The sequence below is a fragment of the Streptomyces agglomeratus genome (assembly GCF_001746415.1).
GTDB classification, from domain to species: domain Bacteria; phylum Actinomycetota; class Actinomycetes; order Streptomycetales; family Streptomycetaceae; genus Streptomyces; species Streptomyces agglomeratus.
The window spans coordinates 2,173,963-2,197,093 of record NZ_MEHJ01000001.1 but is presented as its reverse complement, the minus strand read 5'-3'; the positions used below and the strand labels follow the sequence as shown (position 1 = coordinate 2,197,093).

The 23,131-nt window shown below is 71.9% G+C and carries 22 protein-coding genes and 1 pseudogene; 16 read left to right on the top strand and 7 right to left on the bottom strand.

Annotated features, from left to right (window positions below):
• Positions 1–127: 127 nt before the first annotated feature.
• The 4 genes from AS594_RS09170 to AS594_RS09155 are packed head-to-tail and all read left to right on the top strand — an operon-like array spanning position 128 to position 5,688.
• Positions 128–3,130, top strand: coding sequence for a bifunctional acetate--CoA ligase family protein/GNAT family N-acetyltransferase (locus tag AS594_RS09170; protein ID WP_069926508.1), 3,003 nt, complete (start codon positions 128–130; stop codon positions 3,128–3,130).
• Positions 3,131–3,171: 41 nt separating this feature from the next.
• The gene (locus AS594_RS09165) at positions 3,172–3,759 is read left to right on the top strand and encodes a DUF5998 family protein (RefSeq protein ID WP_069930387.1); all 588 of its coding nucleotides are present in this window, start codon (positions 3,172–3,174) and stop codon (positions 3,757–3,759) included.
• A complete protein-coding gene (locus AS594_RS09160) occupies positions 3,759–4,946 on the top strand; it encodes an alkaline phosphatase family protein (RefSeq protein ID WP_069933182.1) in 1,188 nt (395 codons plus the stop codon). Before AS594_RS09165 ends, AS594_RS09160 begins: the two co-directional genes overlap by 1 nt.
• Positions 4,947–4,995: 49 nt before the next feature.
• Positions 4,996–5,688, top strand: a complete 693-nt coding sequence (locus AS594_RS09155; RefSeq protein ID WP_069933183.1) for a thymidine kinase — start codon at positions 4,996–4,998, stop codon at positions 5,686–5,688.
• Here AS594_RS09155 and AS594_RS09150 read toward each other — a convergent pair.
• Complete coding sequence (locus tag AS594_RS09150) at positions 5,660–6,439, bottom strand: VOC family protein (RefSeq protein WP_069933184.1); 780 nt, start codon at positions 6,437–6,439, stop codon at positions 5,660–5,662. The two genes, AS594_RS09155 and AS594_RS09150, sit on opposite strands and share 29 nt — an antisense overlap.
• 233 nt (positions 6,440–6,672) lie before the next feature.
• Here AS594_RS09150 and AS594_RS09145 point away from each other — a divergent pair, with 233 nt between their 5' ends.
• The gene (locus AS594_RS09145; RefSeq protein ID WP_069926491.1) at positions 6,673–7,500 is read left to right on the top strand and encodes a sulfurtransferase; all 828 of its coding nucleotides are present in this window, start codon (positions 6,673–6,675) and stop codon (positions 7,498–7,500) included.
• 83 nt (positions 7,501–7,583) lie between these two features.
• Here AS594_RS09145 and sepH read toward each other — a convergent pair whose 3' ends face one another.
• Positions 7,584–8,651 (bottom strand): septation protein SepH, encoded by a 1,068-nt coding sequence (gene sepH, locus AS594_RS09140; protein WP_069926490.1) that lies wholly within the window; start codon positions 8,649–8,651, stop codon positions 7,584–7,586.
• Positions 8,652–9,078: 427 nt separating this feature from the next.
• On the opposite strand from sepH, the gene AS594_RS09135 reads away from it, so the two are divergent.
• Positions 9,079–10,029, top strand: a complete 951-nt coding sequence (locus AS594_RS09135; RefSeq protein ID WP_141743795.1) for a hypothetical protein — start codon at positions 9,079–9,081, stop codon at positions 10,027–10,029.
• A gap of 18 nt (positions 10,030–10,047) precedes the next feature.
• Here AS594_RS09135 and AS594_RS09130 read toward each other — a convergent pair whose 3' ends face one another.
• Both AS594_RS09130 and AS594_RS09125 read right to left on the bottom strand, forming a co-directional pair.
• Positions 10,048–11,376: a D-arabinono-1,4-lactone oxidase gene (locus tag AS594_RS09130; protein WP_069926489.1), complete on the bottom strand. Its 1,329-nt coding sequence runs from the start codon at positions 11,374–11,376 to the stop codon at positions 10,048–10,050.
• Positions 11,327–12,583: an MFS transporter gene (locus tag AS594_RS09125; RefSeq protein WP_069926488.1), complete on the bottom strand. Its 1,257-nt coding sequence runs from the start codon at positions 12,581–12,583 to the stop codon at positions 11,327–11,329. Before AS594_RS09125 ends, AS594_RS09130 begins: the two co-directional genes overlap by 50 nt.
• Positions 12,584–12,691: 108 nt before the next feature.
• Between AS594_RS09125 and AS594_RS09120 the strand changes: the two genes are divergently transcribed.
• Positions 12,692–13,822, top strand: a complete 1,131-nt coding sequence (locus AS594_RS09120; protein WP_069933185.1) for a ferrochelatase — start codon at positions 12,692–12,694, stop codon at positions 13,820–13,822.
• 55 nt (positions 13,823–13,877) lie between these two features.
• Positions 13,878–14,678 carry an inositol monophosphatase family protein gene (locus tag AS594_RS09115; protein ID WP_069926486.1) on the top strand — a complete coding sequence of 267 codons (801 nt, stop codon included), beginning with the start codon at positions 13,878–13,880 and terminating at the stop codon, positions 14,676–14,678.
• A gap of 103 nt (positions 14,679–14,781) precedes the next feature.
• Here AS594_RS09115 and AS594_RS44610 read toward each other — a convergent pair whose 3' ends face one another.
• Positions 14,782–14,955: a hypothetical protein gene (locus tag AS594_RS44610; protein ID WP_167368008.1), complete on the bottom strand. Its 174-nt coding sequence runs from the start codon at positions 14,953–14,955 to the stop codon at positions 14,782–14,784.
• 300 nt (positions 14,956–15,255) lie between these two features.
• Between AS594_RS44610 and AS594_RS09110 the strand changes: the two genes are divergently transcribed.
• From AS594_RS09110 to AS594_RS09095, 4 genes are all read left to right on the top strand, one after another.
• Positions 15,256–15,909 (top strand): response regulator transcription factor, encoded by a 654-nt coding sequence (locus AS594_RS09110; protein ID WP_028814147.1) that lies wholly within the window; start codon positions 15,256–15,258, stop codon positions 15,907–15,909.
• Between the two features lie 6 nt (positions 15,910–15,915).
• The gene (locus AS594_RS09105) at positions 15,916–17,160 is read left to right on the top strand and encodes a sensor histidine kinase (protein ID WP_069926485.1); all 1,245 of its coding nucleotides are present in this window, start codon (positions 15,916–15,918) and stop codon (positions 17,158–17,160) included.
• A gap of 392 nt (positions 17,161–17,552) precedes the next feature.
• Complete coding sequence (locus AS594_RS09100) at positions 17,553–17,849, top strand: DUF4193 domain-containing protein (protein WP_028814145.1); 297 nt, start codon at positions 17,553–17,555, stop codon at positions 17,847–17,849.
• A 12-nt stretch (positions 17,850–17,861) separates the two neighbouring features.
• Positions 17,862–18,734: a hypothetical protein gene (locus AS594_RS09095; RefSeq protein ID WP_069926484.1), complete on the top strand. Its 873-nt coding sequence runs from the start codon at positions 17,862–17,864 to the stop codon at positions 18,732–18,734.
• Here AS594_RS09095 and AS594_RS09090 read toward each other — a convergent pair.
• The gene (locus AS594_RS09090; protein ID WP_069926483.1) at positions 18,731–19,189 is read right to left on the bottom strand and encodes a DUF3093 domain-containing protein; all 459 of its coding nucleotides are present in this window, start codon (positions 19,187–19,189) and stop codon (positions 18,731–18,733) included. The genes AS594_RS09095 and AS594_RS09090 overlap by 4 nt on opposite strands.
• 123 nt (positions 19,190–19,312) lie before the next feature.
• On the opposite strand from AS594_RS09090, the gene AS594_RS09085 reads away from it, so the two are divergent.
• Genes AS594_RS09085 through AS594_RS09075 form a run of 3 tightly spaced genes read left to right on the top strand, consistent with a single transcriptional unit; the run spans position 19,313 to position 21,139 of the window.
• Positions 19,313–19,855, top strand: a complete 543-nt coding sequence (locus AS594_RS09085) for a PaaI family thioesterase (RefSeq protein ID WP_069930384.1) — start codon at positions 19,313–19,315, stop codon at positions 19,853–19,855.
• On the top strand, positions 19,852–20,367 hold the full coding sequence (dut, locus tag AS594_RS09080; RefSeq protein WP_069926482.1) for a dUTP diphosphatase: 516 nt from the start codon (positions 19,852–19,854) through the stop codon (positions 20,365–20,367). The genes AS594_RS09085 and dut overlap by 4 nt, the downstream gene beginning before the upstream one ends.
• Position 20,368: 1 nt before the next feature.
• Entirely contained in the window at positions 20,369–21,139 is a 771-nt protein-coding gene (locus tag AS594_RS09075; RefSeq protein ID WP_069926481.1) for a DUF3710 domain-containing protein, read from the top strand.
• A gap of 212 nt (positions 21,140–21,351) precedes the next feature.
• Here AS594_RS09075 and AS594_RS09070 read toward each other — a convergent pair.
• Positions 21,352–22,808 (bottom strand): annotated as a pseudogene (locus AS594_RS09070) (NF041680 family putative transposase).
• Positions 22,809–23,040: 232 nt separating this feature from the next.
• Between AS594_RS09070 and kdpF the strand changes: the two are divergent.
• Positions 23,041–23,130 (top strand): K(+)-transporting ATPase subunit F, encoded by a 90-nt coding sequence (gene kdpF, locus AS594_RS09065; protein WP_063789431.1) that lies wholly within the window; start codon positions 23,041–23,043, stop codon positions 23,128–23,130.
• The last annotated feature ends 1 nt before the right edge of the window (position 23,131 follow it).

The following is a 23,131-nucleotide window of genomic DNA, read 5'->3' as shown; positions in this document are numbered from 1 at the left end:
CTAACGGTTGTCTAGACCAGTCTCTCATGGCGCGCACGGCGGTCCCGACCCCGGCCCCGCGCGGGCCGCGCACAGGGCCCTCAGCCTGCCTTGCCCCGAGCGGGCCCGCGACCCGTAGGCTTTCGTCATGCAGCCCCCGCTGGAGCAGGCCCCGCAGGATCACCACGGGCACCACGCCTACCCGGCCCACTGGGAAGCCGACGTGGTGCTGCGTGACGGAGGTACGGCGCGGATCCGCCCCATCACCGCCGACGACGCCGAACGCCTGGTCAGCTTCTACGAGCAGGTGTCGGACCAGTCGAAGTACTACCGCTTCTTCGCACCGTACCCCCGGCTCTCCGCCAAGGACGTCCACCGCTTCACCCACCACGACTACGTGGACAGGGTGGGTCTTGCGGCGACGGTCGGCGGCGAGTTCATCGCCACCGTCCGGTACGACCGCATCAACGCCCAGGGACGCCCCTCCTCCGGCCCCGAGGCCGATCTCGCGGAGGTCGCCTTCCTCGTCCAGGACGCGCACCAGGGGCGCGGTGTCGCCTCCGCCCTGCTCGAACACATCGGCGCGGTCGCCCGAGAGCGCGGCATCCGGCGCTTCATGGCGGAGGTGCTGCCCGCCAACACCAAGATGATCAAGGTCTTCACGGACGCGGGCTACACCCAGCAGCGCAGCTTCGAGGACGGCGTCGTCCACCTCGAATTCGACCTGGAGCCGACCGACCGCTCCGTCGCCGTGCAGCGCGCCCGCGAGCACCGCGCGGAGTCCCGCTCCGTGCAGCGCCTGCTCGGCCCCGGCTCGGTCGCCGTCGTCGGCGCGGGGCGCGCGCCGGGCGGTGTGGGACGTACCGCGCTGCGCAATCTGCTCGCCGCCGGATTCACCGGCCGCACGTACGCCGTGAACCGGGCCTTCCCCGAGGACCTCACCGAGCTGGACGGCGTGCCCGCGCACCGCTCCGTCGCCGGGATCGGCGAGGCCGTCGACCTCGCGATCGTGGCCGTACCGGCCGAACGGGTGCCGGAGGTGGTCGCGGACTGCGGCGAGAGCGGAGTCCAGGGGCTGGTCGTCCTGTCCGCCGGGTACGCCGAGAGCGGGCCCGCGGGACGGGCGCGCCAGCGTGAACTGGTGCGGCAGGCGCGTTCGTACGGCATGCGGATCATCGGCCCGAACGCCTTCGGGATCATCAACACCTCGGACGCCGTACGCCTCAACGCCTCCCTCGCGCCGGAACCGCCCGCGCGCGGCCGCATCGGGCTGTTCACCCAGTCCGGCGCGATCGGCATCGCGCTGCTGTCCGGGCTGTACCGGCGCGGCGCGGGCCTCTCCTCGTTCATCTCGTCCGGCAACCGGGCGGACGTGTCCGGCAACGACTTCCTCCAGTACTGGTACGACGACCCCGACACCGACGTCGTCCTCCTCTACCTGGAGTCGATCGGCAACCCGCGCAAGTTCACCCGCCTCGCGCGGCGGACGGCGGCGGCGAAGCCGGTCGTCGTGGTGAAGGGCGCGCGCCACAGCGGCAGCACGCCGCCGGGGCACGCGGTGCCCGCCACGCGCATCCCGGACGCCACCGTGTCCGCGCTGCTGCGGCAGGCGGGGGTGATCCGCGTCGACACCGTCACCGAGCTCGTCGACGCGGGGCTGCTGCTGGCGGGCCAGCCGCTGCCGGCGGGCCCGCGGGTCGCGATCCTCGGCAACTCGGAGTCCCTGGGGCTGCTGACGTACGACGCCTGTCTGGCGGAGGGCCTGCGCCCGCTCCCGCCGCTCGACCTGACGACGGCCGCGACGCCGGCGGACTTCCGGGCCGCGCTGGCGGCGGCGCTGGCCGACGGGGTGTGCGACGCGGTCGTGGTGACCGCGATTCCGTGGGTCGGCGAGAACGGTGCCACGGAGTCGGGCGACGGGGAGGTGCTGGCGGCGGCGCTGCGGGAGGCGGCGGCGACGGGCCCGGCGAAGCCGGTGGCGGTGGTGCACGTGGAGATGGGCGCGCTGGCGGACGCTCTGGCCGCCGCGACGAGCACGGCCCGCCCGGCGGCTCCGGGTGCCCCTGAGCCGGGAACGGGTGCCGCCGCGCGCAGCGCCGCCCCCGCCCGCCGCTTGCCGGACCCGGGCGCCGCCCCGGCCCCCGGCCCCCGGACGCCGGACCGGCCGGAGACGGCCGCCGAACCGAGCACGGGTGCGGCCCCGGCGCTCCAGGAGACCGCCGGAGGGCGTCAGGGGGAAGGCGACCCCACCCGCCGCATCCCCGCCTACCCCGCCGCCGAGCGCGCCGTCCGGGCGCTGGCCGAGGCCGTCAAGTACGCCCAGTGGCGACGGCAGGCCGCCGACCCCGGGCGGGTGCCCGAGTACGAGGACATCGACGAAGCCGGTGCCGCCGCCCAGATCGGCGCGCTCCTCGGCGACGACAGGCGGCCGGACGACCGGCGGCCGGACGGCCCGGCCCCCCGCTCCGTCCCCCTGGCCGACGACGACGCCCGCGAGCTGCTCAGGCGGTACGGAATCGACGTACGCCCCACCCTGCCCGCGCCGCACCCCGACGACGCCGTCGCGGCGGCCGGGCGGCTCGGCTACCCCGTGGCGCTCAAGACCACCGCCCCGCACCTGCGCCACCGCCCCGACCTCGGGGCCGTACGGCTCGATCTGGCCGACGAGACGGAACTGCGGCGGGCGTACCTCGAATTGACCGACGCCCTGGGCAGCCCCGAGGAGCTTCAGCTCGTCGTCCAGGAGATGGCCCCGCGCGGCGTCGACACCGTCGTCAGGGCCTCCATCGACGCGGCGGCCGGCGCCGTGCTCTCCTTCGGCCTGGCCGGAGCCGCCTCCGAGCTGCTCGGGGACATCGCGCACCGACTGGTTCCGGCCACCGACCGGGACGCCGCCGAACTGATCCGGTCCATCCGGACCGCTCCGCTCCTCTTCGGCTGGCGCGGCTCCGACCCGGTCGACACCGCCGCGCTCGAACAGCTCCTGCTGCGGGTGTCCCGGCTCGTGGACGACCACCCGGAAGTGGTCGGGATCGCCCTGGAACCCGTGGTCGTCGCCCCGCACGGCGTGTCCGTCCTCGGCACGGCCGTACGCCTCGCGCCCCCGCCCGCCCGCGACGACCTCGGCCCCCGCCGCCTGCCGAGCTACTGACCCCGGCATGACGGCCCCCAGCGCCCCGTAGGATGGAGGACATGGCGAAGACCGGTACGACGACCCAGGGGCTGCGCGCGGCGATCGAGCGCAGCGGCTACTACCCGGCCCTTGTGGCCGAAGCGGTGGAGGCCGCTGTAGGCGGCGAACCGGTCGCCTCGTACCTCGTGCACCAGGAGACGACGTTCGACTCCAACGAGGTCCGCCGGCACGTCACGGTCCTCGTCCTGACCGGCAACCGCTTCATCGTCAGCCACACGGACGAGCAGGCCGCCGACACCACCTCCCCGGCGCCGTACGCCACCACCTCCACCGAGTCGGTCAAGCTGGACCGGATCTCCTCGGTCGTGGTCAGCCGCGTCGTCGCCAACCCGGAGAAGTACGTTCCCGGCACGCTGCCCCGCGAGGTCGTCCTGACCATCGGCTGGGGTGCCGTGTCGCGCATCGACCTGGAGCCCGCCGCCTGCGGCGACCCCAACTGCGAGGCGGACCACGGCTACACCGGCAACACCACCGCCGACGACCTCAGCCTGCGCGTCAGCGAGGCCGGCGACGGTCCGGACACCGTGCGCCAGACGCTCGCGTTCGCCCAGGCGCTCTCCGAAGCGACCGCCGCGGCCGACCGCTGATGGCGCAGCCCGCCTGGTCCGACCCGGTTCCCCTCGCCCTGGACACCGCGCCCGTCCCCGCATACGGCACCGGCTCGCTCGCCGACCTCCTGCCGACCCTGGCGGCGGGCATGGACGTACCCGGCACGACCGCCGCGATCCCCGAGCTGACCCCCGCCGACCGGAACTGCGTGTTCCTGATCGACGGCCTCGGCTGGGAGCAGATCAAGGCGCACCCGGAGGAGGCCCCGTACCTCCACTCCCTCCTCGGCAGCTCCCGCGGCGGCACCGGCCGCCCGCTCACGGCGGGCTTCCCCGCCACCACCGCGACCTCGCTCGCCTCGGTCGGCACCGGCCTGCCGCCCGGCGCGCACGGCCTGCCCGGCTACACGGTCCGCGACCCGCAGACCGGCGCGCTGATGAACCAGCTGCGCTGGAAGCCGTGGACCGACCCGCACGTCTGGCAGCCGTACCCCACGGTCTTCCAGCTCGCGGACGCCGCGGGCGTGCACACCGCGCAGGTGTCCGCGCCCGACTTCCAGCACACCCCGCTGACCAAGATCGCGCTGAGCGGCGGCACCTTCCGCGGCAGGCTGACCGGCGAGGACCGGATGGACCTCGCGGCCGAGCAACTGGCGTCCGGCGACCGTTCGCTCGTCTACACGTACTACAGCGAGGTCGACGGCAAGGGCCACCGGTTCGGCATCGACTCCGACGCCTGGCGCGGCCAGCTGATGTACGTCGACCGGCTCGCCCAGCGCCTCGCCGAGCAGCTCCCGCCCCGCTCGGCCCTCTACATCACCGCCGACCACGGCATGATCGACATCCCCTTCGACGAGGAGTCGCGCATCGACTTCGACGAGGACTGGGAGCTGAGCGCCGGCGTCGCCCTGCTGGGTGGCGAGGGCAGGGCCCGCCATGTGTACGCCGTCCCGGGCGCCGAGAGCGATGTGCTCACAGTCTGGCGCGAGGTGCTCGGCGAGCAGTTCTGGGTGGCGAGCCGCGACGAGGCGATCGCGGCCGGCTGGTTCGGTCCGGTGATCGACGAGCGTGTGTACGGACGTATCGGTGACGTCGTCGCCGCGTCCCACGACGACGTCGTCGTCATCGCCTCGCGCCGTGAGCCGCACGAGTCCGCGATGGTGGGCATGCACGGTTCCATGACGGCCGCCGAGCAGCTCGTCCCGCTCCTCGAAGTCCGCTCGTAACCACACCACGCACCGCCCCCGCACAGACCCGAAAGGTCCCCAACCCCTCATGCCCGAGCTGGTGTTCTTCTCCGGAACGATGGACTGCGGAAAGAGCACCCTCGCTCTTCAGATCGAGCACAACCGGTCGACCCGCGGCCTCCAGGGCATGATCTTCACGCGTGACGACCGGGCGGGTGAGGGCAAGCTCTCCTCCCGCCTCGGCCTGGTCACCGACGCCGTCGAGGCCGCCGAGGGCTTCGACTTCTACGCGTACCTCGTCGCCCATCTCTCCCAGGGCAACCGCGCCGACTACGTGATCGTGGACGAGGCGCAGTTCCTCGCCGGCGAGCAGATCGACCAGCTCGCCCGCGTCGTCGACGACCTGGAACTCGACGTCTTCGCCTTCGGCATCACCACCGACTTCCGCTCCAAGCTCTTCCCCGGCTCGCAGCGCCTGGTCGAACTCGCCGACCGGGTCGAGGTCCTCCAGGTGGAGGCGCTGTGCTGGTGCGGCGCCCGGGCCACGCACAACGCCCGCACGATCGGCGGCGAGATGGTCGTCGAGGGCGCCCAGGTCGTCGTGGGTGACGTCAACCAGTCACCGGACGAGGTCGGTTACGAGGTGCTGTGCCGCCGCCACCACCGGCGCCGGATGACGGCCGCCGCCGCGCACGCCGGGGCCCTGTCGCCCGACGTGCTGCCCGTCGACCCGTCCTCCCTCACCGACACCGTCAGCCGGCCGCCGTCGTCACGATCGTGAACACCGCGCCCTCCGGGTCCGAGACGCACGCCGTCCGGCCGGTGGCCGTGTCGTGGGGCGGCCGCAGCACGTGCCCGCCGAGTTCCGTCAGCACGCGGGCCGACTCGTCGGTGTCGCCGACCTCGAAGTACGTCATCCAGTGCGCGCCCCGGTCGCGCGGTAGCGCCTGGCCCACGCCCCGCGCGGAGGCCACCGGGCGACCGTCGAGGCGGAGCGTCAGGCGGTCGAAGTCGGCAGAGCTCTCCGCCTCCACCTCGAAGCCGAAGACAGCCGCGTAGAACTTGCCGACCATCGACGTCTCACGTGTCATCAGCTCGTTCCAGACGGGCGTGCCGTGGGTGCCGGCGAGCGCCGTCCCCAGATGGGCCGCGGCCTGCCAGACGCCGAAGACCGCGCCCGCCGGGTCGGAGCCGATCGCCATCCGCCCGGCGTCGCCCGCGTCGAGCGGCCCGACGCCGACGGTGCCGCCGTGGCTCCTGATCGACTCGGCCGTCACATCGGCGTCCTCGGTGGCGAAGTACGGCGTCCAGGCGATGGGCAGGTGCCGGTCGGGCGGCAGTTGCCCGATGCCGGCGATCTCCTTCCCGTCGAGCATGGCCCGTACGTAGGGACCGAGCTGCTGCGGTCCCGGCTGGAACTCCCAGCCGAACAGCGCTCCGTAGAATTCCTGGGTGGTGGCCAGGCCGTGCACCATCAGGCTCACCCAGCAGGGCGCACCGGGCGTTCGCCGCCGGGTCGCTGCCTCCGTCATCGTCACTCTCTCCTCGGACCATTCGTGGTGGTCGTGCGGGAACGAGCGGCCGTCGTACAGCCGTGAAGGCGCGCCCGTGCAGATGCTCGCACCACCTGTCGTGCAGCGCGTCCCGGCCGCGCCGCTTTGCGTGGGTTCCCGAAGGAGAATGCCTGATTTGGCATCACTCGTCCGATTCGACTGCGTGGCCGTACGGTGTCGGTCGTAGGGAAGGCTGCGCGAGGATGGCCCCTATGAATGCCATCATCACCGCAGCCGAACTCGCCGACGAGCTGGCCGGGGACCGTCCTCCGGTCCTGCTGGACGTCCGCTATCAGATGGGCGGACCGCACGGCCGCGCAGCGTACGAGGAAGGCCACATCCCCGGAGCCGTCTTCGTCGACCTCGAAGCGGAACTCGCCGATCCGCCCGGTCCCGGTGGCCGTCACCCGCTCCCCGGTGTCGAGACCTTCGGCGCCGTCATGCGCCGCGCGGGCGTGCGCGGGGACACCCCGGTGGTCGTGTACGACGGCGGGCAGGGCTGGGCCGCGGCACGCGCCTGGTGGATGCTGCGCTGGACCGGCCACCCCGACGTACGGGTGCTGGACGGCGGTCTCGCGGTGTGGACCGGCCCGGTCGAGTCGGACGTACCCGAACCGGCTCCCGGCGATTTCCGGCCAGTTCCCGGCGCCGTACCCCTTCTTGACGCCGACGGCGCGGCCGCACTGGCCCGCACCGGACTGCTGCTCGACGCGCGGGCGGCGGAGCGCTACCGGGGCGAGGTGGAGCCGATCGACCCGGTGGCCGGTCACATCCCGGGCGCGGTCTCGGCCCCCACCACGGAGAACGTCGGGCCCGACGGCCGTCTGCTCCCGGCGTCCGAGCTGGCTGCCCGCTTCAAGTCGCTCGGCGCGGGCGAGGACCGGCCGGTCGGCGTCTATTGCGGCTCCGGCGTCTCCGCGGCGCAGCAGGTGCTGGCCCTGGACGTCGCGGGCATCCCGGCGGCGCTGTACGTCGGCTCGTGGTCGGAGTGGATCACCGACACGTCCCGCCCCGTGGCCACCGGAGCCGAACCCCGGTAACTCGGGTAACAGCGCCGGCCGGGGCAACTCCGCGTGCGCAGGGGCCCGTACGCGATGCGTACGGGCCCCTGCGCTCAATGCGTCTAGTCCTGCTTCTTGCGGCGCGTACCGAAGACGATCTCGTCCCAGCTCGGTACGGCCGCCCGCCGCCCGGGCCGCACGCCGTCGGCCTCGGCCTGGCGGTCCGTCGTGCCGGTGAGCCGGTCCCGATGCCCGGCGACGGCGCGCGGCATGAGCACATCGGCGTATGCCGCACCCGCTCCGGAAGCGGCGGACGCCGCCGGCTCCTCGGCCTCCGGTTCCTCCACCGACGCGGGTTCGGTCGTTGGCGGCTCGGGTGGCGGGGCGGGCCGCTCGGGCACCACCATGTCGCCGCGGAAGCTCGGCACCGCCTCCAGCAGGCTGGTCAGCGAATCGCGTTCACCGCCGGGGGAGTCGTCCGCGTCGGGCGAGGGCGCGACGGGCCGCTCCAACTGCCGGTCGAGCGCGCGGTCCAGCGGCCGGTCCCGGGGCAGCCGCGCGATCCGCGGTACGAACGGGAAGCTCGGCTCGGGCGCGGCCGCCAGTGAGGTGTCGTCGGTCTCGCCGATCAGCGAGCGCGCCTCGTCGTCCACAGCCTGTACGAGCCGCCGCGGCGGGTCGTACGTCCAGCTCGCGGAGTGGGGCTCGCCCGCGACGCGGTAGACCAGCAGCACTTCCCACGTGCCGTCGTCGCGCCGCCAGGAGTCCCACAGGACCGTTTCCTTGTCGGCGCCGCGCAGCAGCAGCCGCTCCTGCACCGCCTCGCCGAGCTGCGGTCCGGTCCCGGTGTTCTCACCGGGACGGCGTACGGGGGTCTTCCTGGCGCGTTCGGCCATGAAGGCGCGCTCGGCGAGCACGGGCCCTTCGAAGCGGCGTACCCGGTCCACGGGGATGCCTGCGTGCTGGGCGACCTCCTCGGCGGAGGCACCGGCGCGTATACGCGCCTGGATGTCCCGAGGCCGGAGGTGGCTCTCCACCTCGATCTCGATCTGGCCGAGACGGGCGCGGTCGTTGCGCACCGCGGCACGCAGCCGCTCATCGATGGGAAGCGTGTACTCCGTGCTGTCAGCAGCCTTCAGCACCAGTCGTGTGCCGTCATTCGAGACGGCCACGACACGCAGTTCGGGCATGGGAACCTCCCGGGTGGTGCCTGCCGACGTCACGTGCGTCGCTGCTTCCGCTAGTCGAGTGTGGCCTGCCCGGGTGCAGCCTGCCACAACCTTGCCCAGTTGCCCGGCGTGTCGGGCATCAGCCCGGGATCGCCGTTATGGCACGGTTACCATTTCGCCACTCGCTGTGACCGTGTCGTCACTTTGAGCGGCGGGCACCCGCGGTGACGGCCGGACCCAGGGCTCGCCACAGTACTCCATTCGGGCCATGGGGGTGGACCGGCGCGCCACCGAAGTTCTCGCGGGGTACGGGAGTTGAGTCTTCCGGTTTGCCCTCACAGCCGCTCCCACGTGGCCTGTTTCACAAATTCTCCGGAAACGGAACTATCTACTTCGCCCAAATGTCCCTTCATGGTGCGGGGTGGAACAGATGGGCCAGATGGGTGAGATGGGTATTCAGAGGCTGCGTACGGACGGGAGGCCGGCACCCGACAAGGCCGGCACCGACGGCACCGACCGGGCCGACGGCACCGAGCGGACCGACGGCGCCGACAAGGGGGAGGCTCCGAGGAATCCGCGTCTCGACCTGAGCGTGGCTCAGGTGGCGGGGAGCGCGGTGGCCGCGGTCGTGGCGGCGGTTCTGGCCTCCAAGCTCGGTGTGTACGGGACGATCATCGGCGCCGGAGTGGTCAGCGTCGTCGCGACCAGCGGCGGCACGGTCTTCCAGCACCTCTTCCGCCGGACCGGGGAGCAGCTCCGCGAGGTGACGGTCCACGCCAGACCGGGAGTTCCGGCCCGCCGGCCGGCGGGCCGCCAGGTGCCGCGCACCGTCACCGCGGCGACGGACCCGCCGAACCAGGAGTTCGGCGAAGCCACCACGCACGGCACACGCGTGCGGGGTTGGCGGCGTTCCGTCGTCGCGGCGGTAGTGGTCTTCGTCGTGGCGATGGGCGGCATCTCGGCGTACGAGCTGCTCTCGGGCGGCGATCTCAGCGGTGGCAGGGGCAGTACGGTCGGCAACGTCTTCCGGGGTGGCGAGCAGCACCGCCGCGACACCTCTCCGGTGGAGGCGCCCACGCCGCCGGCGGACACCCCCGGCGGCGCCGGATCGCCGAGCCCGGATGCCGGGACTCCAGCCGGCCGGAGCCCCGGCCCCGGGTCGGAACCCGGAACCGGCACAGGCACGGGCACGGCAGACGCCCGTGACTCGCCTGAACCCGGCAGGACATCTCCCCCGAAGACGCCTCCCGCCACGCCGGACGGCGGCGGCACGGCCGGCGCGGAGACCCCGGCTCCCACCCCGACGCCCTCCGGTGGCACGGTTCCCGGCACGGGCGACGGCGATGCCGGCGAGGCCCCGGAGACCGGTGCCCCGCCGGCCGGGACCCCGGCCCCGTGAGGGCCGCGGCCGGCCGCCCTATTCGCCCAGGACCCGGCGCAGGTAGTCGTTGCCGAAGAGGCGCTGCGGGTCCAGCCGGTCGCGCAGCGCCGTGAACTCGGCGAAGCGCGGGTAGACCCCGGCCAGGTACTCCGCGTCACGGGTGTGCACCTTGCCCCAGTGCGGCCGCCCGCCGTGCGCGGTCATGATCCGCTCCACGGCGGTGAAGTACGCCTGGTACGGCGTCCCCCGGTACATGTGCACGGCGATGTACGCCGTCTCCCTCCCCGACGCCGTGGAGAGCGTGATGTCGTCCGCCGGGGCCGTGCGGACCTCCACCGGGAAGCTGACGCGAAGCGGCGAGCGCTCGATCAGCGTCCTCACCTCACGCAGCGCCGCCACCGCGGCCTCGCGCGGGACGGCGTACTCCATCTCCATGAAGCGCACCCGGCGCGGACTTGTGAAGACCTTGTAGGGGATGTCCGTGTACGTACGGGCGGACAGCGCGCGGCTGGAGATCTTCGCGATCGCGGGGACGGTCCGGGGAAGGACCCGGCCCACGGCGCACGCCACCTGGAAGACACCGTTGGACAGCAGCTCGTCCTCGACCCAGGCGCCGAGCTTTCCGGGCGGGGCGGCGGGGCCGGCGCTGCGATTGTTGCGTTTGGTGTTGCAGTTGCCGGTGTGCGGGAACCAGTAGAACTCGAAGTGCTCGTTCTCCGCGTACAGCGCCTCGAAGTCGGCCGTGACGCGGTCGAACGTCATCGGCTCCTCGCGCGCCGTCAGCAGGAAGACCGGCTCGACGGCGAAGGTGATCGCCGTGACGACGCCCAGCGCGCCGAGCCCCACCCTGGCCGCCGCGAAGACGTCGGCATTCTCCTTCTCGGAGCACGTCAGCAGCGATCCGTCCGCCAGAACCAGCTCCAGCGCGAGGATCTGCGCGGCCGTCGCCGCCGAGTCGCGGCCCGTGCCGTGCGTCCCGGTACTGGTCGCGCCGGCGACCGTCTGCTCCATGATGTCGCCCATGTTGGTGAGCGACAGGCCCTCCCGGGCGAGCGCCACGTTCAGGCGCTTGAGCGGAGTGCCGGCTTCCACGGTCACGGTCCCGGCCGCCCGGTCGATCCGGCGGATACCGGTCAGCAGGTCGGGCCGTATCAGCACACCGTCGGTCGCGGCGACCGACGTGAAGGAGTGGCCGGTGCCCACCGCCTTCACCTTCAGGCTGTCCGCCGCGGCCCGGCGCACGGCCTCGGCCAGTTCCTCGGCCGAGGCGGGGGTCACTTCCCGCACCGGGCGGGCGGTGACGTTCCCCGCCCAGTTACGCCACGTGCTCGCCGTCCTGGACGCCGTCCTCGATGTGCCGGCCATCTTTCCCGTGCCCTCCCCGCGTCGGTGCCGGCGTGCGAAGCCGGCGATACCCCAGGAACGCCACCAGGGCCGCGAGAACTCCCGCCGCGACCGGCACCGCGTACCCCGCGTCCGCCCCCGCCGCGTCGACCACCCAGCCTGCGGCCGAGGAACCGAGAGCGACGCCGACGGCGAGCCCGGTTCCCGTCCAGGTCATGCCCTCGGTCAGTTTGGTGCGCGGTACGTGCTGCTCGATGAGAGCCATGGTGGTCACCATCGTGGGTGCGATGGACAGGCCCGCGACAAAGAGCGCCACGGCCAGCAACGGCAGGTTCCCGGCCAGTAGGAGGGGGATCATACTCACGGCCATCGCGCAGACGCCCAGCAGCCACCTGGTGGATGCCCGCCCCTTGAGATGCAGCAGCCCGAACACGGCTCCCGCGAGACAGGACCCGAGCGCGTACACGGCCAGGACGAGGCTGGCCGCCGCCTTGTGGCCCTGCTCCTCGGCGAACGCCACCGTCACCACGTCGATCGACCCGAAGATCGCCCCGACGGCCACGAAGGTGGCCACCAGCACCTGGAGCCCCCGGGAGGCCAGCGCGGAGCCGCCGGTGTGCTCGTCGCGCGGATGCGGGACGGGCTCGGTGCCCCGCTGGGCGGTCAGCCAGAACACGCCGACGACCAGGAAGACCACCGCGAGCAGCGGACCGGCCTCCGGGAACCACGAGGTCGACAGACCGATGGAGATGATCGGGCCGAAGATGAAGCAGACCTCGTCGGCGATCGACTCCCACGAGTACGCCGTGTGCAGTTCGCGCGGCGAGCCCCGGTAGATCTCGGCCCAGCGGGCCCGGACCATCGAGCCGACGCTGGGCACGCAGCCGGCGCCCGCCGAGAACACGAAAAGGGTCCAGTCGGGCGCGCCCTGCTGGGCACAGATCAGCAGCCCCGCGACCGCCGCCGCCGCGACCACGGTGGCGGGGCGCAGGACACGGCGCTGCCCGTACCGGTCGACGTAACGCGATATCTGCGGGCCCATCACGGCCGCCGACATGGCGAGGGTCGCCGAAAGGGCGCCCGCCAGCCCGTACCGGCCGGTGATCTGCGAAATCATGGTGACGATGCCGATGCCCATCATGGAAATCGGTATCCGGCCGAAGAACCCGGCGACGGAGAACGCCTTGGTGCCTGGGGCGGCGAAGATCGCGCGGTAGGGACTGGGCAAGGGGCGCTCCGGTAAGGCGTATAGGTGGAGCTTGCATCTTACGGCCGCCGCGCGGCGTGCCGCACGGCGGTTTCACCGCCACGGCGGGCGAGTGGCAGGATCGTTCCCATGCCTGATCAGCGCGATCCCGCCCCTTACGACGCCCTGCTGCTTCTCTCCTTCGGCGGCCCCGAAGGCCCGGACGACGTGGTCCCGTTCCTGGAGAACGTCACCCGTGGCCGCGGCATCCCCAAGGAGCGGCTCAAGGAGGTGGGGCAGCACTACTTCCTGTTCGGCGGAGTCAGCCCGATCAACGCGCAGAACCGCGCGCTCATCGAGTCCCTGCGCACGGACTTCGCCCAGCACGGTCTGGACGGCCTGCCGGTCTACTGGGGCAACCGCAACTGGGCGCCGTACCTGGTGGACACCCTGCGCGAGATGGCCGCGGACGGTCGACGGCGGATCGCCGTGCTGGCCACAAGTGCGTACGCCTCGTACTCCGGCTGCCGCCAGTACCGCGAGAACCTCGCCGACGCGCTCGCCACGCTGGAGGCCGAGGGGATCGAGCCGCCGCGCGTCGACAAGCTGCGGCACTACTTCAACCACCCGGGCTTCGTACGCCCCATGGTCGACGGGGTCGTCAAGTCCCTGGCGGAGCTGGACGAGAGCGTACGGGCGGGGGCGCACCTCGCCTTCACGACGCACTCGATCCCCACCGCTGCGGCGGACACGGCCGGACCCGTGGAGGCACACGGTGACGGCGGGGCGTACGTCGCCGAGCACCTGGACGTCGCACGGGTGATCGCCGAGGCCGTGCGCGAGGAGACCGGTGTCGCGCACCCCTGGCAGCTCGTCTACCAGTCGCGCAGCGGGGCCCCGCACATCCCGTGGCTGGAGCCGGACATCTGCGACCACCTGGAGGAGCGGCACGCGGCGGGCGTGCCCGCCGTCGTGATGGTCCCGATCGGCTTCGTCTCGGACCACATGGAGGTGCTGTACGACCTCGACACCGAGGCCACCGCCAAGGCGGCCGAACTGGGCCTGCCCATCCGGCGGTCCGCGACCGTGGGCGCCGACCCGCGCTTCGCCGCGGCCGTGCGCGACCTCCTGCTGGAGCGCGCGGCCGCCGAGCGGGGGCTCGCGGTGGAGCGGTGCGCGCTGGGGTCGCTGGGCGCGAGCCACGACCTCTGCCCGGTCGGGTGCTGCCCGGCCCGCGCTCCCAGGCCGGCGGCCGCGGGAGCCGACAGTCCGTACGCCTGATCTTCCGTACGCCTGAACCTTTGTACGCCTGATCATCGCCTTCGCTGGGAGAGCCGTGACCGATCCCCTCTTGTCCGAACTGCTCGAACTCGCCGTGGAGGCCGCGCGGCGGGCCGGTGCGCTGCTGCGGGACGGGCGGCCCGCCGATCTCGGTGTGGCCGCCACCAAGTCCAGCCCCATCGACATCGTCACCGAGATGGACATCGCCGCCGAGAAGCTGATCACCGGCTTCCTCGCCGAACACCGGCCCGAGGACGGGGTCCTGGGGGAGGAGGGCGCGAGCAGCGAGGGAACGAGCGGCGTGCGGTGGGTGATCGACCCGCTCGACGGCACCGTCAACTACCTGTACGGGCTGCCCACTTGGGCGGTGTCCGTCGCGGCCGAACGCGGCGGCGAGACGGTGGTCGGCGTCGTGGAGGCGCCGATGCGGGGCGAGACGTACCAGGCGGTACTGGGCGGCGGCGCGTACGCCGACGGCAAGGCGCTCGCGGTGCGGCCGTCGCCGCCGCTCGACCAGGCGCTGGTGTCGACCGGCTTCAACTACGTCACGGCGGTGCGCAGCCACCAGGCGGACGTCGCGCAGCGGCTGATTCCCAGGCTGCGGGACATCCGGCGGAGCGGGTCGGCGGCGGTCGATCTGTGCGATGTGGCCGCGGGGCGGCTGGACGGGTACTACGAGCGTGGGCTCAGGCCGTGGGACTGGGCCGCGGGGTGCCTGATCGCGCGGGAGGCGGGCGCGGTGACCGGCGGGCGGCCCGGCCGGCGTCCTTCCGGCGAGCTGACCGTCGCGGCCTCGCCCGGGGTCTTCGAGCCGCTCCAGGCGCTGCTGGAGGATTTCGGAGCCTGGCACGACTAGCAGCCGGGGACTCCGGGGAAGCCCCCTACGACGCGAAAGGCCCCCGCGCCATCCCCGGCGCGGGGGCCTCTCTCGTCATCCGTACGGTCGACCGACCGGCAGGTCACGCGCTCGCGGCGGTTACCTTTACGCCGTGCTCCGCGGCGAGACGGTGCAGGTCGTCCAGCTCCGCCTGCTCCACCTCCGCCAGGAAGTCGTCGCCCGTCTCACGAGCCATCGTGAGGTCGGATTCCGTGGCCTTTATGCGCTGCAGCAGGCCTGCGGTGAAAGCGTCCATGGGTTGCGCCCCCTCGTCATGGGTCGGTGGCACGGGGGTGTGCCGGGGGTGGGTGCGTCGATCACGTGGCGTGCCGAATACAGGGCGTGATCGCGGGGTGTGCAGTCGTCCTCCCCACCGGCCGCCTCAGGAAAACCTCAACTCGCCCGGGAATCATGGAAATCCCCACGCATGGCCGTCCTCCGGCCCCTTCCGCCCGTACCGCCTTACCGCCGGTTTATGGCCGAAAGGGGCAGGATGGCTGCACACAGCCAAGGGATTCACCTGCCCGCATGGGCAATCAGTGGAAGGAATTACGACGTGCGCGTACTCGTCGTCGAGGACGAGCAGCTGCTCGCCGATGCGGTGGCCACCGGACTGCGCCGGGAGGCCATGGCCGTCGACGTCGTGTACGACGGAGCGGCCGCCCTGGAGCGCATCGGGGTGAACGACTACGACGTCGTCGTGCTCGACCGTGACCTCCCGCTAGTCCACGGAGACGACGTCTGCCGGAAGATCGTCGAGCTGGGCATGCCCACCCGGGTCCTGATGCTCACCGCCTCCGGTGACGTCAGCGACCGCGTGGAGGGCCTGGAGATCGGCGCCGACGACTACCTCCCCAAGCCCTTCGCCTTCAGCGAGCTCACCGCGCGCGTACGGGCCCTCGGGCGCCGTACGACCGTGGCCCTGCCGCCCGTCCTGGAGCGCTCCGGCATCAAGCTCGACCCGAACCGCCGTGAGGTCTTCCGCGACGGCCAGGAGATCCAGCTCGCGCCGAAGGAGTTCGCGGTACTGGAGGTGCTGATGCGCAGCGAAGGCGCTGTCGTGTCGGCCGAGCAGCTCCTCGAAAAAGCCTGGGACGAGAACACCGACCCGTTCACCAACGTCGTCCGCGTCACGGTCATGACACTGCGCCGCAAGCTGGGTGAGCCCCCGGTCATCGTCACGGTGCCCGGCTCCGGCTACCGGATCTGACGCGCCATGACCGCTACCCCGGCGCCACCCGGCGCGCCCCCGAAACCCACCTGGGACCCCAGGGGACCTGAACCCTCGTTCCCCTGGCTCCGCCCCACCATCCGGATACGTCTCACCCTGCTCTACGGCGGGATGTTCCTGATCGCCGGCATCCTGCTGCTCTCGATCATCTACCTGCTGGCCGCCCAGGCACTCGCGGTCGGCAGCGACCTGCCCTTCAAGATCGTGAGCGGTAGCGTCGAGAGCGCGGTGTGCAGCAACCTCCAGGAGCTGCCCAGCCGCCCCACGCCCGAGCAGTTCAACGCGGCGATGAGCGCCTGCGTCAACCACCAGCGCCAGCAGGCGCTCGACGAGCTGCTCAGCCGCTCGCTCCTCGCCCTGCTCGGGCTCAGCGTCATCGCGTTCGCCTTCGGGTACGCGATGGCCGGCCGCGTCCTCTCGCCGCTCGGCAGGATCACGCGTACGGCGCGCAGGGTGGCCGGCACCGACCTGACCCGGCGGATCGAGCTGGACGGTCCGGACGACGAGCTCAAGGAGCTCGCCGACACCTTCGACGAGATGCTCGACCGGCTGGAGCGGGCGTTCACCGCGCAGCAGCGGTTCGTGGGCAACGCGTCGCACGAGCTGCGCACGCCGCTCGCGATCAACCGGACGCTGCTGGAGGTCCACCTGTCGGACCCCGGCGCCCCTCTGGAGCTCCAGCAGCTCGGCAAGACGCTGCTGGCCACCAACGAGCGCAGCGAGCAGCTCGTGGAGGGCCTGCTGCTGCTCGCCAGCAGCGAGAACCAGATCGTCGAGCGCAAGCCGGTGGACCTGGCCGAGGTGGCCTCGCGCGCCATCGACCAGGCACACGGCGAGGCGGCGGCGAAGGGCGTGGAGATCCGCGGCGAGCGCGCGCCCGCCGTCGTCCAGGGCAATGGCGTCCTGCTGGAGCGGATCGCGCTTAACCTGGTGCAGAACGCCGTGCGGTACAACGTCCCCGAGGACGGCTGGGTCGAGGTCACCACCGAGGTCCAGCACGGGCAGGCACTCCTGGTCGTCTCGAACGCGGGTCCAGTGGTTCCCGCGTACGAGATCGACAACCTCTTCGAGCCGTTCAGGCGCCTGCGTACGGAGCGCACCGGCAGCGACAAGGGCGTGGGTCTCGGCCTCTCCATCGCGCGCAGCGTCGCGCGAGCCCACGGAGGCCGTATCATCGCGGAGCCCCGAGAGGGCGGCGGCCTCGTGATGCGTGTCACGCTCCCGGTCTGAGATGTTTCGCGCAGCCACGCGGCTGTTCGCTTTAAGCGGAATTTTCGGGACGCGACACCAGGTGGTCTGTGTGTGTTCGATCACAGACTCGAATTCCCGGACCGCACTCTCCGTGATCGTGGACTTCCCCGGAAAACCGGGAAAAGTCCGGGTTTCCAGGGGGTGCGATAACGGGAAGTACACGAGGTGGCGCTCGTGAAGTGCGACATTCGGACCGTGTACGGTCCCGATCGCCATCCCAACCGATCACCCCTGAGGGGATCGGTTGGGTGTCGATTGAGTAACAGACCTTGATGTGAGGCAAAATCTCCGCCTCAGGTCGGGCACAAGTCCGGCCTCTCACGCGTTACGTGCGCTGAGACACCGCAACTACCCAGAGGGGGAGAGCGACAGTGGCAACGGATTACGACACCCCACGCAAGACCGATGACGACGTCGATTCCGACAGCCTTGAAGAGCTCAAGGCACGGCGGAGCGACAAGACGGCATCGGCCGTTGACGTGGACGAATTCGAGGCGGCGGAAGGGCTTGAACTGCCCGGCGCCGACCTGTCCAACGAAGAGCTCGCCGTTCGCGTCCTGCCCAAGCAGGCCGACGAGTTCACCTGCATGAGTTGCTTCCTGGTGCACCACCGCAGCCAGCTGGCCAGGGAGAAGAACGGCCAGCCGATCTGCCGCGACTGCGACTAGGCCGGGCCGGCCGTGGCAGGCGCGACACCGTCCAGGAAGAAGCGCTTCCGGCGCAAGAACGCCCCGGAAGCGCCGCAAGACGTGAGCGCGGCCGTCGGCGCACGTGACGACGAGCGGGGCCTGCCGGCCTCGCTCGAAACGGCGGAAGGGCTCTCAGCGCGGGCCCGGCGCCTGGCGGCTGTCCGGCAGGGCGTACGGAAGGGCGGCCAGGGCGCGAAGGCCGGTATCGGCTACCTCGCCGACCGGGTCATCGAGCTGGCGCCGCGCGTTCCCGTGCGTGACCTGCCGACCCTGCGCAGGCAGTTCCCGGGCCTCGGCCCGGAGCAGATCGCCGACAAACTGGTGACGGGTGCGGCCAACGGCACCTCCACCGTGGGGGCGGGCATCGGCGCGGCGGCCATGCTGCCCGTACCCCCCGCCATGCCGGCCGAGCTGGCTGCCGAGATCACCGGCGTCGCCGCGATCGAGCTGAAGCTCATCGCGGAGCTGCACGAGGTCTATGGCCAGCGGCCGCCCGGCGGGCTGGCCCAGCGCAGCACCGCCTACCTCACCTCCTGGACCCAGGAGCGGGGGATCGACGTGACCAAGCCGGCCACGTACAACACGGCGCTCGGCACGCAGATGAAGCGCCAGCTCCGGCAGCAGATCATGAAGCGCATGGTCCGCAATCTGCCGAACCTCATGCCGTTCATGGTCGGCGCCGCAGTCGGCGCCGTGATGAACCGCCGCGACACCAGAAGACTCGCCGAGCGCATCCGCAGGGACCTGCGCGACACGCAGATCCCCTGGGACGCACTGCCCGAGCTGCCACCCCTCGAAAAGCCCGAGAACCCCGTACTGCCCCAGGCGGGGCCGGGATCAGGCCGCGGGGAGCTGGGGAGCTAGGCCGCCCGTACGGCCGCGAGAGCCGCGGCCAGGCCCTCGGGATCGCGCGTCGAGAGGTAGACGTACGGCGTCGGGTCGTCCGGGTCGGTGACCTCGACGCGCAGCGCCCCCGGGATGTAGCTGCGCAGCAGCATGTGGGCGCGCGTATCGGCCTTGTACGAGCGCCAGGCGCGGGCCTCTTCGGCGTCCAGCACCTCGGCCTCGCCGAGCGCGGAGAGCGGGATGCGGGCGTCCCCGGCGATCAGCGCGTCCCCGACCACCCGGATCCGCTGGGAGCCGTACGCACTCACGCCCGCGGCGGCCAGCGCACCGGCCGCGACGAGCCCGCCCAGCATCGGCAGAAGTCCCAGGGGCAGCAGCATCAGCCCGCCCGCGATGCCGAGGAGCCCGGCGATGATCCACCAGGAGCGGGGTGCGGTCAGGCGTTCTGCGTACTGCGGGGCGGAAGGCTGCATGAATCCAGCTTGGCACGGCGCGACCTGCGTGTACCCGCGCGGGTAAGGTCTGCGCCTGTGAGTACTGAGAACTCCCGGGAGACGGCCCCCGGGTCCGCGGCCCTCCAGCCCCCGGCCGACGCCATAGCCCCGGTCAGGCACCCCGACGCACCGCCGCCCGGAGAGCTGCTCGGCGCGCACTACGAACACTGCTTCGGCTGCGGCGGCGGCCAGCCCCACGGGCTGCACCTCCAGGCCCGCGCCGGCGAGGGCGTCCGCGTCTCGGCGGAGTTCACGGTCAAGCCCGCCCACCAGGGCGCCCCCGGCCTCGCGCACGGCGGCGTACTGGCCACGGCGCTCGACGAGACGCTCGGCTCGCTGAACTGGCTGCTGCGGGTCATCGCGGTGACCGGCCGGCTGGAGACCGATTTCGTGCGTCCCGTGCCGGTGGACACAGTGCTGCACCTCGACGCCGAGGTGACGGCGGTGCACGGCCGCAAGATCTACTCCACGGCGACCGGCCGCATCGGCGGCCCCGACGGGCCCGTGGCGGTCCGCGCCGAAGCCCTCTTCATCGAAGTCAAGGTCGACCACTTCATCGACAACGGACGCCCGGAGGAGATCCGGGCGGCGATGGCCGACCCCGATCAGGTCAGGCGCACCCGCGCCTTCGAGGTGAACCCGTGAGCCGCAATCCAGTAGACGTGCTGATCCGCCGGGTCGACCCCGACGTACCGCTGCCCTCGTACGGACATCCGGGCGACGCGGGAGCCGACCTGGTGACCACGCAGGCCGCCGAACTCGCCCCCGGCGAGCGTGCGGTACTTCCCACCGGGGTGTCTGTCGCGCTTCCTGACGGGTACGCGGCGTTCGTGCACCCGCGATCCGGTCTCGCCGCCCGCTGTGGAGTCGCCCTCGTGAATGCCCCGGGGACGGTGGATGCCGGGTACCGTGGGGAAATCAAGGTGATCGTGGTCAATCTCGACCCGCGCGAGAGTGTGCGGTTCGAGCGCTTCGACCGGATTGCCCAACTGGTCGTCCAGCAGGTCGAGAAGGTGCGCTTCCACGAGGTCGCGGAGCTTCCCGGCTCGGCGCGGGCCGAGGGGGGCTTCGGTTCCACCGGCGGGCATGCCGCCGTGGACGGCCGGGCGGGTGGGAATCGATACGCATCGGTCGTATCCGACCGGGAAGGACAGTGACGTGTTCGGACGTCGCAAGAAGAGCGAATCCGCCGCGGATGTGGCGGGCGAGGCCGAGCAGGTCGTCGACGACGTCGAGCCTGACGAGGCCGCGGACGGCGACGGGTCGGTACGCAGGGTGAACCTGCCGCCGGCACCCCGCCCGGACGGTCCGTGGGACGTGTCCGAGGTGATGGAGCCCGGCGAGGGCCGGGTCGACCTGGGCGGCATGTTCGTGCCCGGAGTCGAGGGCATGGAACTGCGGGTCGAGGTCGCGGGCGACGCGATCGTCGCGGCGACGGTCGTGCTGCGCGACAGCGCCGTACAGCTCCAGGCATTCGCGGCGCCCAAGAAGGAAGGCATCTGGGGCGAGGTCCGCGAGGAGATCGCGACGGGCATCACCCAGCAGGGCGGCGTCATCGACGAGATCGAGGGCCCGCTGGGCTGGGAGCTGCGGGCCCAGGTGCCCGTACAGCTGCCGGACGGCACGGGCGGCGTGCAGATGGTGCGCTTCGTCGGCGTCGACGGGCCCCGCTGGTTCCTGCGCGGAGTGATCTCCGGGCAGGGCGCGGTGCAGCCGGAGGCCGCAGGCGTGCTGGAGCACGTCTTCAAGGACACCGTGGTCGTACGGGGCGAGGGGCCGATGGCGCCGCGTGACCCGATCGTCCTCAAGCTGCCGAACGACGCGCAGATGGTGCCCGAGGGAGTCCAGCAGGAGGAGCAGGAGGGCTCGCGCTTCTCCGGCGGAATGGGACAGCTCCAGCGCGGTCCGGAGACCACCGAAGTGCGCTGACCGCAGGACCGAACGTGGCCGTTGGGCCGTACTCCCCGCCCGGGAGTACGGCCCAACGGCTTTTTGCCGGTCAGGGCGGTGGCGGGGCGCGTATGGATCTCATCAGGGCGGCGCCCGTGGCCGTATGGGACGTGTCAACGGACGGCCCGGCCGCTCCTGGAGGCGATTTCCTCGGGGGGTCAGAGAAATCCGTACTTCCCCTAGCTTGATCTTTAACCTGTGCGGCGGGGTCGTGGGGTTGTTGACTTCCTCTGTCGTGGTTTCGCGGTGTCTGTTTTGCGGACTGTGTGGACGTCGTGGCGTGGGGTTGCCCGGGTGTTCTTGCGTCCTGGTGGCCGTCCGGGCCGGGGCGGGAGGGTTTCGGTGCTTCGGCGGGACAGGCGGCGTTCGGGCGGAGGTGCCGGAAATCGCGACGGACCCGGGCGGGGGTGAGCCTGTCGGGCGGGCTCGGTTTCTCCCACGGCCGGCGTAGATCGGCCGCCAGCGGGCGGGCGAGCCGGAGCTGGGTGAAGACGGCGAGGATGAGCCAGCTCCAGCGGTCCGCGGCTTCCGGGGTGCGGATCTTCGGGCAGGTCCAGCCCAGTGTCTGCTTGAACAGGCGGAAGGTGTGCTCGATGTCGAAGCGCCGAAGGAATGCCTGCCAGAGCAGGTCGATGTCGGTTTCGGTGGCGTCGGTGCCCGACCACCACAGCCAGACCGGCTTGGGTGTCGCGCCGCTGGGCAGGTGGTCGACCTGCAGGCGGATCACGGTGCCCTCGATTACGGGCAACGCGCCCAGCTGGGCCGTCCAGGCGGAGCGGTGGGTCAGTCTCGGGTGGAGCCTGTCCCAGGCCCGGGCGGTGGCGGTGCCGTAGAGACGGGTCTCGGTCACGGTTGCCGCGTCGGGGGTGTCCCAGGTGGCGGGGTCGCCGAAGACGAACTCGCCACCGTGGCGGGGCGGGCGGCCCCGGGTGCCAGGGGTGCGGGGCGGTGCCGCCCGGCGCAGGACGCGGTCCGAGCGCATCCGGCCCAGCACCTGCACCGGCAGATCCTTCAGCAGGAAGGCCAGGCGAGGCACGTCGTATCCGGCGTCCACCACAATCAGGATCTCCGGGTCACCGTCCCTCCACTGCCCGGCTGCGATCAGTCGCTCGACCAGTTCGCGCATCTGCCCGGCGGTGACCGTGGCAGCGTCGTCGCCCGGCGCCAGACGCAGCGCGTCCAGCGGCGCGGTCCACGAACTACGGCCCGTCTCCAGCGCGCAGATCACCGAGTACGGCCAGCCGGGAACGGGAATGTGCTGGTCCTTGCCCCGCCCGTAGGTGTGGCACAGGATCCGCTGCGGTGAGGTGTGCGCGTCGGGCCGCAGCCAGCAAGTGATGTCGGCAGCCAGCACCAGCTGGTTGTCCGCCGCCCGCGGCAGAGGCACCGCGGCCAGCGCCCGCCGCAGCCGGGCGACATCGACTCGGCCTGCGGCCAGGGCGTCGTAGAGCCCACCGTGCCCGCGACGGTGTTCGCCCACCAGCGACAGCTCCACCAGCGACCTGACCGGACCATCCGCACACAGCACGGCGTCGCCCAGCTCGAACAACGCATCCGCACGCCTGGTCAGACAGGAGTAGAACTCACCCCGGAAGCGTGACAGTTCCGCAAACGGATCCTGCCGGACAGCATGATGCAACAGACTCATCCCCACGGCCTTCGTGCTGAGCTTGTGTGTTCCTTGGTCGGATCACATGCTCAGCCGAAGGCCGCCTGCGTGTACCGCAGTTACCAGTCCGAGTGATCAAGTACGAGGAGCCGTTCGGTTCCCGAGGTTAAAGATCAAGCTAGGAGCACACGATGGCCGACCTGGCCTTCGTCGTCACCACGCTCGCGGTGTTCGCGCTGGTGGCCGTAGTCGCCAAGGGGGTGGCGAAGCTGTGACTGCCGAGAACATCGTCGGCCTGGTCGTGGCCGTCTCCCTGCTGGGCTACCTGGTCCTCGCCCTGGTGTACCCGGAGAGGTTCTGAG